The 12,670-nt window shown below is 44.3% G+C and carries 8 protein-coding genes and 1 tRNA gene; all 9 read right to left on the bottom strand.

All coding sequences use genetic code 11. From position 1 onward, the window contains the following. The coding region (locus A3GI_RS11460; protein WP_018360125.1) for a DUF4372 domain-containing protein at positions 1–159 on the bottom strand (159 nt) is incomplete at its 3' end. 182 nt (positions 160–341) lie between these two features. Next, positions 342–2,192, bottom strand: a complete 1,851-nt coding sequence (locus A3GI_RS0106830) for a peptidase U32 family protein (protein WP_018360719.1) — start codon at positions 2,190–2,192, stop codon at positions 342–344. Between the two features lie 15 nt (positions 2,193–2,207). Beyond that, positions 2,208–2,861 carry a uracil phosphoribosyltransferase gene (upp, locus tag A3GI_RS0106825; protein WP_025079675.1) on the bottom strand — a complete coding sequence of 218 codons (654 nt, stop codon included), beginning with the start codon at positions 2,859–2,861 and terminating at the stop codon, positions 2,208–2,210. Positions 2,862–3,200: 339 nt separating this feature from the next. Further along, positions 3,201–4,544: a dihydroorotase gene (locus tag A3GI_RS0106815; RefSeq protein ID WP_018360717.1), complete on the bottom strand. Its 1,344-nt coding sequence runs from the start codon at positions 4,542–4,544 to the stop codon at positions 3,201–3,203. A gap of 4 nt (positions 4,545–4,548) precedes the next feature. Further along, positions 4,549–5,304 (bottom strand): polyprenol monophosphomannose synthase, encoded by a 756-nt coding sequence (locus A3GI_RS0106810; RefSeq protein WP_018360716.1) that lies wholly within the window; start codon positions 5,302–5,304, stop codon positions 4,549–4,551. Between the two features lie 106 nt (positions 5,305–5,410). Beyond that, complete coding sequence (locus tag A3GI_RS0106805; RefSeq protein WP_018360715.1) at positions 5,411–6,049, bottom strand: MarC family protein; 639 nt, start codon at positions 6,047–6,049, stop codon at positions 5,411–5,413. A 735-nt stretch (positions 6,050–6,784) separates the two neighbouring features. Beyond that, positions 6,785–10,177, bottom strand: a complete 3,393-nt coding sequence (mfd, locus tag A3GI_RS0106795) for a transcription-repair coupling factor (protein ID WP_040575319.1) — start codon at positions 10,175–10,177, stop codon at positions 6,785–6,787. 3 nt (positions 10,178–10,180) lie between these two features. Continuing rightward, positions 10,181–11,872 (bottom strand): putative transporter, encoded by a 1,692-nt coding sequence (locus A3GI_RS0106790; RefSeq protein ID WP_018360712.1) that lies wholly within the window; start codon positions 11,870–11,872, stop codon positions 10,181–10,183. A 125-nt stretch (positions 11,873–11,997) separates the two neighbouring features. Continuing rightward, positions 11,998–12,071: transfer RNA gene (locus A3GI_RS0106785), tRNA-Thr, on the bottom strand. Positions 12,072–12,670: the final 599 nt, after the last annotated feature.

The following is a 12,670-nucleotide window of genomic DNA, read 5'->3' as shown; positions in this document are numbered from 1 at the left end:
GGCGTAAAGCATGACAACCAGATGGGTCCAGGCATCGAAACGCTTGATGTACCTTTCTCCTGTGTGTGTTCGGCTATGTTGGAGGACTTGAGACTTGTCTAAGAGGTGGAGCAGCTGACTATAGATGGGCTGTCCGAAGAAATGCTTACTTTTACTCATCGTTACCTTGCATTGGTTTGGCGACAACAAAGTAACGAAAAGAGGGCTGACTTCCTGATACAGGAGCCAGCCCTTAATTTATTACTTCAAAAATTTTTATCGGACACCAATAATTGAAAAAGAACTGTCCCGGTCGGACAGTTCTTTTTTAATTATATATATAAAAATAACATGTATTATTCTCAGGGCTTAAGTATTCGCATCAGACAGTTTTTACAATCGATTTTTATTTGAAAACGTTCATTTCCCTGAATCAAAAAGAGAGGTTCTTTGTAAGGCATCCGTTTGAGGGTTTCTCTTGTACAGTAACCGAGCAAACGATGAAAACAATGCTTCGTGGTCATCAGTGCCGCATCTTTAGCCTGTAACAATTCAAATGCGGGTTGGATATCCGATGCGCCTAATTTCCGATAGTGTTGCTGTGCCAATCGATTGGATACGTTACCCTCATAACCGACATTCGGATAAAGGCCGCTCTTAATCGAACCTGCTTTTTCTTTTATTTTTAGTGTCGGAGCAAAGTAACGGGGACTGTTTATAATCTTCAGGCACATTTCAAAACCTCTTATAGCATCTCTGCGTAAACAGGTAAGAAGGGAAGGCGGTATAAACGGTTCGTTTTTGAGAGCCAGTGTTACTCCTCTAACCTCAAACACCGTATCTCCCTGCCTGCACAAAATTTCTTTAATGGCATCGGGACGAAAATTTTTGGCTTTTTCAGGAATAAATTCGATGGATGTCGAAGTACTGTTCGTTCCATCCGAGATGCCAAGAACCAGACCGAAAGGAAGACTTCTTAAAACCAGATCAACCGGTATTTTACGGGTAGCAGACGGCTTGGAAAGAATCTGCTCAAACTGATGGTCGTAATTTCTGTAGACTTGGGTTCCTGACGGAAGATTAAGCCTTTTATTCAGTTCGATATTGCCTCCGGAAAGAATTTTATTTACGGCAGAGCCTTCATACGAACCATCGGGCAGAATGAATATAAGTCCGTCTGCATTATGCAGTTGACGTACAGAATTCATAACCATAAGTCCTCGAATACATTTCTTGACTACGCCGGCAAATTCTCCGGTACTTTTAGGAGTATTTATATTAACGATATTATCATTCGGCCGGTCCGGTGTTGCCGTGTGAAAATAATTATTCGTATAACCTCGGTTAAAACATCTGTTCAGATCGGGTTCAAAGAGATATTTACAGATACCTTTAGAAGAGCGTTCGTACCGATCGGGATACTTCTTGATAATTTCATCAAGCAACCGGCTGTAACAGGCCGTAACGTTCTTAACGTAACTCACACCTTTCAGCCTTCCCTCTATTTTGAAAGATGTTACTCCTGCAAGAACAAGATCTTCCAGGCTTTCCGAACGATTCATGTCTTTGGCCGAAAGCAGATATTTTTCTTTGTAGATATAAGTGCCTTCCGCATCTACCAGGTCATAGGTCTGCCTGCACATCTGAGCACAAGCCCCTCTGTTGGCGCTTCTCCCTTTAATGGCTTCCGACAGATAGCACCGGCCGCTGTAACTTACACAAACAGCACCATGCACAAAAACCTCCAATCGAATGCATGTGCATTCCCGTATTCGTGCAATTTCGGCAGGGTTCAACTCTCGAGCCAAAACAGCCTGCTCAAAACCGAGTTGTTCCAACAAGGTAAGTTTTTCAGGGGTACTGTTATGGCATTGAGTACTGGCGTGAAGAGCTATCGGAGGCAGGTTCATTTCCGTAATACCCATATCCTGAATAATAACGGCATCCACACCCACATGGTACAACCGGTGTATCAAACTTTCCGCCTCCGCCAATTCGCTGTCAAACAAAATGGTATTTAAGGCAATATAAACCTTAACGCCAAAAAGATGTGCTTCCTGCGTCAGAACGGCAATATCCTCCAAGGATACCGATGCTGCCTGTCTGGCTCCGAATTTCGGGGCACCCAAATAAACGGCATCGGCACCGTGCAGAATAGCTTCACGGGCTGTGGCAAGATCTTTGGCCGGTGCCAGTAATTCCAGTTTGTGCACTAAAATTCTGTGATGTTAGAGCTTCTCCCCGAAAGCCAAATCTCCCGCATCACCTAATCCGGGCACTATGTAAGAGTGTTCGTCCAGATGTGGGTCGATGTCCGCCACCCAAAGGGTAATATCTTCGTCCGCAAATGTTTTTTCAAGGTAACTTACCGCATGCTCGCTGGCGATAACGCTGGCCATATATACCTTTTTCGGCTTCCCCTTTGTCAGCAATGCTTTATAAGCCAATTCCATCGAACCGCCCGTAGCCAGCATAGGGTCTACGAGCACCAGCGTCTTTCCCGTAAGATCGGGTGAAGCGATATATTCGATAAAAATATCGAAGTTCAGTCTGTCCTTATATTTTCTATAGGCCGAAACGAAAGCATTCTCCGCGCCGTCCAAGTAACTTAAAAATCCCTGATGAAAAGGCAATCCTGCTCTGAGGATGGTGCCTACGACAAGATTGTTGTTCGGAACAGAACATCGGGCACACCCCAAAGGGGTATTGACGTCTATTTGTTTGTATTCAAATTGTTTACTGATTTCGTATGCGATAATTTCGCCGCAACGCTCTATGTTTCGCCTGAAACGGAGACGATCTTTTTGAATGGTACAGTCTCTCATTTCAGAGAGATATTTGCATAAGATCGTATTCTCGGACAAGAGATGAATGGTATTCATTGTAATAATATTCAATATTTGCGTAAAATTACAACAATCCGAAACCTTAACAAAACGCGAATTCGATGTAAGGAGAAGGCTGTTATTTTCTTCGCACAATAGAGATGGAGCATTGATTTTGTATGCTAATCAAATATCAAATCACTTCGGACAAGACAAATGCAGGGCATCGCTCAAAGACCGGAGTTTTAAGAACCCTGAACTGAATCTCGAAATCGTCTAATAAATCAACTCTTTAACCCCATGCACTTAGTTCGAACATACACTAAATTGAATGAAAATTCTTAGCACCACGGATTTTCGCCATCAGATAGATCTCTCATCCACTCCTTATGACTCTTAATGATTGTATCGTAAGGCATATACCGGAGGTCTCGTATCGCTCAATCTACCGGATTGATAAACAATATGCCCGTTGACGAAAGTGGTGTGTATCGTATGGTCAAAAATCATTCCCTCAAAAGGGCTCCATCCACACTTGCTAAGCAGGTTTTCTTTGGTTACGGTATAAGATCTTGTGGGATCGACAAGCACCAAATCGGCAAAATACCCGGGACGTATGTACCCTCTTTTTTCGATTGAAAACAACTCTGCCGGTTTATGTGCCATCAATGCTACGACTCCTTCTTTGGAAATGACTCCTTCATCGGCTAACTGAAGCATAACAAGCAGAGAGTGCTGGATAAGCGGACCTCCACTCGCGGCTTTGAGGCAGTTGCCCTCTTTTTCGCTCAAAAGATGAGGGGCGTGATCCGTAGCCACAATATCCAACTTGCCCTCTTTAAGGCCGGCCCTCAGCGCATCACGGTCCTGCACGGATTTAACGGCAGGATTCCACTTAATTCTGTTGCCGTATTTCCGGTAATCCCGGTCTGTAAACCACAGATGATGCACGCATACTTCGGAAGTTATATGTTTATCTTTGAGCGATTTGTCTGCATCGAACAAGGTCAGTTCACGCCCCGTGCTGATATGCAGGATGTGCAGGCGGCTTCCGTACCTCGAGGCCAGTTCGCATGCTTCGGCAGACGAGCGATAGCATGCTTCGGCATTGCGTATGAGCGGATGAAATGAAATATCGAGTTTCTCAGCATCGAATTGTGCCAGATAAAACTCTTTATTTTTCTTTATGGTCTTTTCGTGTTCGCAGTGAGTAGCAATAAGGAAATCTCTTTGTTCAAAGAAAAAGTTCAGTGCATGGTTGTCATCCACAAGCATATCTCCTGTACTGCTGCCTAAGAAGAGTTTGATGCCCGGTATGATTTTTGAATCCAGTTTTCTGAGCTCGGTATAATTGGAATTTGTGCCGCCAAAGAAAAAAGAATAATTTACCCACGCCGTTTCCTGCCCTCGATCAAGTTTCCACTGCAAGCGGTCGAGTGTAGTAGTGGTAGGATTGGTATTAGGCATATCCATAAAAGAGGTCACTCCACCCGCTGCGGCTGCCCTGCTCTCCGTTTCAATGTCCGCTTTGTGCGTAAGCCCCGGCTCGCGGAAGTGTACCTGATCGTCTATGCAACCGGGCAGGAGCCAAAGACCATTACAGTCTATCTCAAACCCGGCAGGAGGCAGGGGCATCCCCGAGGGAATTACAGCTGCTATTTTTTCATTTTCAATAAGTACGGAAGCTATCTCAGATACCCCTTCATTGATCACCAAAGCATTGATAAGTAATGTAGTCATGTGTTTATTTCAGAGGCTTATCGGTTGATGGAAATTTTTTGAAAAGATGCCACCAGCGGAGTTTGATAACACCGGTAAAGGCTTCACCGAAAATAGAACTGTTCATTTTGGAAGTTCCCAATACTCTGTTTTCAAAAACAATAGGGAATTCTTTAATCTTAAACCCCAAGCAATATGCCGAATATTTCATTTCAATCTGGAAGGCATAGCCCTTGAAATGCACCTTGTCGAGGTCGATGGTTTCCAGCACTTTCCGTTTGTAACAAACGAATCCGGCCGTAGTGTCCTTAACCGGCATCCATGTAATGGTGCGAACGTATAGAGAAGCCACATAGCTCATGAAGATACGGCCGAAAGGCCAGTTTTTTACACTTCCATGGCGAACATATCTGGAGCCGATAGCAACATCGACACCCGTGTGCGAACAGATATTATAAAGGTCGATCAAATTGTGAGGCGGATGGCTGAAATCGCAATCCATCTCAAAAATATATTCATAACGGTGCTGTAAAGACCATTTGAACCCTGCAATATAAGCCGTACCCAAACCCAGTTTACCTTTCCGTTCGAGCATAAAAACCTTATCGGGATATTCTTTCATTTTGGTACGTACGATATCGGCTGTTCCATCGGGCGAACCATCGTCTACAATAAGGATATGGAAGGTTTTAGATAGAGAAAGTACTGTGTCTATCATTTTTGCCACATTCTCTTTCTCATTATAGGTGGGTATAATTACAATACTGTCACTTTGTTGCATACGACACAATAATGTATGATATTTTATCCCCCAAAGGTATAAAAAAAGAAACGCCCGAACTAAGGTTGCCGGGCGCATAAATCAGGTATTTTGATGCAATGAGGTGTTAAGCACCGTCAAGCGCTCTAATACTGTCTATTACGTGGAAAATATTACTGGTGATGAACTTTACCGAAATAGCCAGAAGCATTACTCCAAAGAACTTGCGAAGCACGTAAACACCCCCCTTACCCAGAAAACGCTCTACGGGATCCACAAAGCGCAAAACGAGATAAACGATAACGATGTTAAGCACTATACTTATGGCCAGATTGATATAAGCATAACCTGATGCCAACAGGGTTAACAATGCCGTAAAAGAAGCAGCTCCGGCAAAGAGAGGGAATACGAGCGGTACGAATGTGGCACTGCCGGAAGGGCCATCGTCCTTAAACACCTGAATGCCGAAAATCATCTCTACTGCCAGAACAAAGAGTACGATGCCTCCAGCTACGCCGAAAGATGAAATATCGACCCCGAACATACCGAGCATAGGCTCACCGACAAATAAAAATGCCAAAAGAATGATACCGGAAAAGAGGGCTACTTTTTTGGAGTCATAATCAAGACCTTTGTCCTTAATGCTTAAGATAATGGGTATGGCTCCGATAATATCGATGGCTACCCCTAAAATCATGAATGATCGACCCAGCTGATTCAGATCAAATAAAGATAATTGCTGTAATAGATTTTCAAAAAAACTCATAGTAATACTAACTTATTCCAATAGAAATTTCATGTTCTGTCAAATCCGAAAAGAATTTCATCCATAAGGTTCTTCGCCTCTTATTCATGAGGTCGACAGGGTTGTTTTGTAATAAGAAACTTATACCCCTAAACTTTTCTGAAACCTCTGTAATCCAATGCAAAAATAATTTTTTTCCATGTATTAATTTCTATTTGTGAGGCTTCCGAGGGCAATTTAAGGAAAAAAATACAATGATTCGGTCGATTTGCCTGAATGTAATTTTCAGATTTTCTGTTTTTCCACATTTCTTACATACCTGTGCTTTTAACTTATCTATTAACGTAAATTTTATCTAAGTGAAATATGTAACACCCTGTTTTTCAGCCTATTTTGTTTTTTATTTAAGTAATTCCAACTTCAAGTAAAGCTTTCGAACAACTCTTTTACATGGCTGAGATATTCAATGAAATGAGAGTAGAATCTTTGCTCTCTGCTCTTCTAATTTAGCTCTATAGCTAACATTCCATTAAGAGAGTGGTTGACAATATCTTATGAGAGTAAGCGATATATATCTTACATCGAACTCATATAAGTTAATTTGGACAAAAATCCGTCACGTCAGGCAGAGAACTTTTACTCTTTGCGCTAAAAATTTGAATGAAAAAGACAAAAAAATCGACCGGCTGTAAATCCTTTATCCAAGTGACTTGGAGCCGGTCGAAAAATTCAGTGTGTTTTTACGGATTTATGTTATTATTCCACTTTTGTTTCGAGCAATTGTATGCAGATTTCCACTGCTGCCTGCACTGAAGATACACCTTTGATGCGAATGATACGTAACCCGGTTTTGGTTTCCTTTATCTCACACTGCCTGGTATGAGCGGAAACATAGAGTAGCAGACTGGTAAACACATCGGACTGGTAATAAGCACTTTCTTTATCTGCAACCAAATGGAGACTCATTAGGCCGTTTCGAAGAGAAATCTTTTCAATCCCCAGCTTTTTCCCCAACCGCCTCAACTTAGGCACCAATATAAGCTCCTCTGCTTTAGGAGGCAAAGCGCCAAAGCGGTCTAACATTCGATTTCTGAAACCCTCCAATTCTTCATCGGTATTCAGATTATCCAGTTCACGGTAAAGCAATATTCGCTCGGCATCCACCGGCACATACTCTTCTGCAAAACTTAACTCCAAGTCGCTCTCCACCTGTGTTTCTACTACAAAATCGACCGTTTCGGATGCTGCCCTCTTCACATCATTATCCTTATCGGTATAAAGTTCTCTGAACTCCTGCGTTTTCAGCTCGTTCACCGCCTCTTCAAAAACTTTCTGATAAGTTTCATATCCCATATCTGCGATAAATCCGCTCTGCTCGGCTCCCAAAATATTACCGGCACCTCTGATATCCAAATCCTGCAAAGCAATGCGTATGCCGCTGCCGAGATCGCTAAAACTCTCAATGGCCTGCACACGCCGGCGGGCATCGTCCGAAAGAACACTGAGCGGAGGAGTAAGCAGGTAACAATAAGCCTTTTTATTGCTACGCCCTACCCGTCCGCGCAACTGATGCAACTCACTCAAGCCGAACCGCTGAGCATCATTGATGATAATGGTATTGGCATTCGGCACATCTATCCCGTTTTCTATAATCGTAGTCGCTATCAATACATCGTCTTCGTGATTTACAAAATCCAGAATTATTTTCTCGAGTTCTGCAGGAGGCATCTGTCCATGCCCTATAACAACACGGGCATCGGGTACCTCGCGCTGAATGACCTTGGCTACTTCCTGAATATTGTGAATACGATTGTGAATGAAAAAGATCTGTCCGTTCCGGCTTAATTCGAAGTTTATCGCCTCGCGAATGGTTTCGGCACTGAAGCGTGTCAAAACAGTTTCGACGGGGTAACGATTGGACGGAGGAGTAGTGATATTGGACAAATCGCGCGCACCCATCAGAGAGAATTGCAATGTACGGGGTATCGGCGTAGCACTCATGGTCAACGTATCTACATTGACCTGTAACTTGCGCAATTTTTCTTTTACAGCCACACCGAATTTCTGCTCCTCGTCGATAATAAGCAGTCCGAGATCCTTAAACTTGACATCCTTACTGGTCAGGCGATGCGTACCGATAATAATATCGATAGAACCTTCCTCCAACTGTTTGAGAGTCTCTCGGATTTCCTTACTACTGCGTGCACGACTCACATAAGCGATCTTGACGGGGAAACCGGAGAGCCGTTCCTTAAAAGTTTGATAATGCTGATAGGCAAGCACAGTGGTAGGCACCAAAACAGCCACTTGCTTGCTGTCTGCGGCGGCCTTAAAAGCAGCACGAATGGCTACCTCGGTCTTACCGAAACCCACATCTCCGCAAATAAGCCTGTCCATGGGCGATTCGCTTTCCATATCCGCTTTGACGTCGGCCGTTGCTTTGGCCTGATCGGGCGTATCTTCATAAACGAACGAAGCCTCCAACTCCTGCTGCATATAGCTGTCAGGGCTGAAACTGAAACCTTTTTCCTCTCTCCGGCGGGCATAGAGCTTGATTAAGTCCCGTGCTATGTCCTTTACCCTTTTCTTGGCACGGTCTTTAATGCGTTGCCATGCACCGCTGCCCAGTCTGCTCAGGGTAACTTCCGTTCCGTCATCTTTACCTCGGTAGAGCGAGAGTTTATGCAGGCTGTGCAGGCTGACAAAAATGGCATCGTTGTTCCGGTAAATAATCTTGACCACTTCCTGAGCCTTTCCACCTATATCCATAGTCACAAGTCCCCCGAAACGGCCGATACCGTGATCGCTATGAACCACATAGTCGCCGTTATTGAAGCTATTCAGCTCCTTAAGTGTCAGTGTAACCTTACCCGAACGGGCTTTATCGCTCTTGAGATTGTATTTATGGTAACGGCCGAAAACCTGATGTTCCGTCAAAACAGCCAGATGCAAATGGTCGTCTATAAACCCTTCATGAAGCGTAACGGCTAATTGCTCAATCTTGGGAATAAAACTGCTGCGTTCACCCAAAATATCGAGAAACCGGCGATACTGCTTCTCATTGTTAGAGCTCAAACGAATATCGTATCCTTGCGTACTCCAATCTTCTATCTGTTCAGTCAAAGCCTCGAAGTCCTTATTAAAAGGAGGTTGGGGACGTTGGCTGAAAAGAATCGGATTATTTTCCGCAGGACTGTTGAGCACAATCCGACGGAAACCGCCAAGCTCACGGATCAAATTATCAGGCTCGACAAGCATCTGCCGGACTTCTTCCAGCGAATCGAACCCTTCTCCGTCATTGATTGTCGGCTTATCATCATAGATGCGATGCAATCGCTCCGCCCAAACGGTAGGGTCTTCGGTTACTACAATAACATTTTTGGGTAACAGTTCCGTTATGGCATGCTGCGCACCTTCCGTACTGCCCACATTGGGCATCAAGGTTATTTGCGTTACCTGAGAAGTGCTCAACTGGCTTTCCGGTTCGAAAGAACGGATGCTCTCCAATTCATCATCGAAAAAATCGAGACGAAAAGGCAATTCGGAAGAAAAAGAAAATATATCGACAATGCTGCCGCGAAAAGCGAATTGGCCGGACTCATAAACATAATCCGTACGCTCATACCCCCAGGCCAACAGCTCGTCTCTAAGCTCATCCGGCTTAACGGTATCGCCCACATGAATGGTGTGCATTTCCGTAGACAATTGCTGACTGCTGACCACTTTTTCAAGAATTGCCTCCGGACTGGTCACAATTACAGGTTTAGGACCTTCGCCTTTAGCCGCAAGAGCCAAAGCGGTAAGCGTTTCGGCACGCAAAATGCAGTTAGGTTCGTCACGATGCCCGTATTTAATTGCCCGTTTATAAGCCGAAGGGAAAAACAAAACCCGGCAACGGTTCTTTCCTCCGGCCATTAACTGCTCCAGGTCCGAGAAGAAGTATCCGGCTCTGTCGTTATCATCCATTATACACAGTAACGGATATTTCCGGGCTACTTCAGCTATTACACAAGCCCTCCCCGAACCGGCAAGTGCTCTGATTTTAATCTGTTTACTGCTGCGAAGTTTATCCAAAACCTCTTCGACGGCAGGGTGACCGGCAAATAAAGAAAGATTTTCAGGCATCTGTTTTTCTGAAAAATCAGCCATTACTTAGATAAAGAACAATAACAAAATTTGCGCCGTGATAATACGGATGAACATCCCCAAAGGATAAACCGTGGCATAAACGACCGAAGGCTCATCTCCTTTCACCAATGAATCTGCATAATCCAAAGCCATCGGATTGGCCATGCTTCCGCAAATGGTGCCGGCTACAGAACCCAGATCGATCTTGAATATCTTTATGCTCAATATCCCTACAATAATGGTAGGCACTATGGTAATAATGAATCCTATGGCTACCCAAAGCAGCCCGTCACCGTGCATGATGGTTTCGAAGAACTTTGCTCCGCTGGCCAAACCCAGCCCGGCCATATAAATAACGATACCCAGCTGTTTAACCAGCTGTGTGGCGCTGTTCGTTATATAAGTAGTGAGATGTAAACGCGGGCCGAAAGCTCCCATAAGAATACCTACGATAATAGGCCCCCCCGCAAGCCCCAACTTAACAGGCATACTCATAGACGGGATATAGAAAGGAACCATACCTAAAAGGCAACCGAGCAGGATGCCACCGAAAAAACTGGTTAATTTGGGTTTGTCCAACAGCTCGATCTTGTCTCCGAGCAAATCGCTGACCTGCTCAACGGCAAGACCATCGCCCACCACCGTGATACGATCGCCCAACTGAAGATAAAGCGACGGATTGGGCAGCAATTGCACTCCGGCGCGGTCGATACGGGTAATATTCACCGCATAATCATTACGCAAACTCAAGGCTCCCAACTTAACCCCATTGAATTTAGGTTTGGTAATGATTATCCTCCGGGAGACCAAATTATCGCCCAAACTATCCCAGTTGATACCGGGTTTATTCCAATCATGTTCTTTTACCTGTCGCCCGAAAAGTGCCGAGAGCAACTCCACATCTTCATTGCTGCTGATCACCAGAAGACGATCTCCCTCTCTGATAACACTGTTGTATCGTGGGATAACCGCCTCATTTTCATGCCAGATACGACTGATGACAAAATGTCGATCAGCTATATGAACGGCCTGTTTGACTTCAACTCCACTCAAGGCCGGATTGGTCACTTCGTACTCTGCAATATAAGTAGCTTTGCTTGTATCGGATTGCACGGATTTTTTCAATCCCTTGCTTTTACGAGCCATAACACCCAGCACCGCAAGGGCAAGAATAACCCCGACCACACCCAAAGGATAGCTGACTGCACAAGCCAGGGCCATATCGGCCAGAGTCTGAAGGTCACCCAGCCCCATCTGCGTCATGGTATCCTGCAAAGCAGCCAATACAGGCGTATTCGTTACCGCGCCGCTCATCACCCCCAGCAAGTTAGGCATGGAAATATCAAAAAGAAGATATAATCCCCAACAAAGCAACAGGGTAACAAAGACCATACCGATGGAAAGAAGGTTGTACATAACCCCTCCATGTTTGAGAGAAGGGAAAAACGAGGGGCCGACCTCCAACCCCAAGGCATAAACAAAAATGACAAGACCAAAACTTTGTGCAAAGCTGAGAATCATGGGATCTGTACGCAAACCGAAGTGAGAAGCCAGAATACCCACAAAGAAAACAAAAGTGATACCTAAGGTAATATTGCCTATTTTATATTTCCCCAACCATAAACCGACAACGCAAACCAGACTTAATGCAATAATAGTTTGTGTGATGGAAGGGTTAAGAAACTGTTCCGTAAGCCAACTTGACAGATGCTCCATAGAAAAAAGCTGTTACTTGAATGATATGACAAATGTACAACTAAATATGGCAGAGGCCTTAAATCAAAAAACCATCCCGACAAGAAGTGTGTCGGGATGGTGCTTTGAATCGGTTTGCTATTTCGAGCCTCTTGTCGGATTCGAACCAACGACCCCGAGATTACAAATCACGTGCTCTGGCCAACTGAGCTAAAGAGGCAGATGGGTAAGCTTACTATATCGCGTCGCTACGACCAAATACCCTTGCTGCGATCAAGCCCTGGGGGAATCAATGGGAGCTGACCGTATAGGACTTACCCGGGTGCAAAAGTAATAATTTTTATTTATTCTCCAAACATTTCCATGCTTTTTCTACATATGCATATGGTCTTTTCCGATCCTAAGTGCCGTGCAGCCAATCAACATTCACCATAAGCAAATACTGCATTCCTTGCAACATTCGGCTTTGGTCACGGACTTCAAGAATACCCTCTCTTCAGCTTCATTCTTGGCACCTTGTACTTTACGCATTCTGATCAACTGAAGGGGCTGTGTCAAAATTCATTTTTGGGGCAGCCTCCTTTTTTTATTCCTCATCCAACGACAAAGCCCCAACTTTCACAAGCTAGGGCTTCGTTCGTTCACTAAGTTTGAGTAACTTAGCAAATATCAATTACTTAATGAATACAAAGTTACACTTTCGTCCTTACATATCCGACCCCATCCTGCTATTTCCTGCAGAACTTGGTCAAGATATTGATGCCAATGACCCTGTGCGCCTGGTCAACAGCATTGTAGATTCGCTGAATTTAGAATCAA

Origin of the sequence: Porphyromonas macacae DSM 20710 = JCM 13914, from assembly GCF_000379945.1 — a bacterium.
GTDB lineage: Bacteria > Bacteroidota > Bacteroidia > Bacteroidales > Porphyromonadaceae > Porphyromonas > Porphyromonas macacae.
The sequence above is the reverse complement of the archived record's forward strand: the minus strand, read 5'-3'. Positions and strand labels throughout refer to the sequence as shown.

Bases quoted from the DNA above. Each gene is read 5' to 3' on its own strand.
- A3GI_RS0106805 (WP_018360715.1), bottom strand. From the start codon at position 6,049: ATGAGTTTTTTTGAAAATCTATTACAGCAATTATCTTTATTTGATCTG.
- A3GI_RS0106815 (WP_018360717.1), bottom strand. From the start codon at position 4,544: ATGACTACATTACTTATCAATGCTTTGGTGATCAATGAAGGGGTATCT.
- mfd (WP_040575319.1), bottom strand. From the start codon at position 10,177: ATGGCTGATTTTTCAGAAAAACAGATGCCTGAAAATCTTTCTTTATTT.
- A3GI_RS0106790 (WP_018360712.1), bottom strand. From the start codon at position 11,872: ATGGAGCATCTGTCAAGTTGGCTTACGGAACAGTTTCTTAACCCTTCC.
- upp (WP_025079675.1), bottom strand. From the start codon at position 2,861: ATGAATACCATTCATCTCTTGTCCGAGAATACGATCTTATGCAAATAT.
- A3GI_RS0106810 (WP_018360716.1), bottom strand. From the start codon at position 5,304: ATGCAACAAAGTGACAGTATTGTAATTATACCCACCTATAATGAGAAA.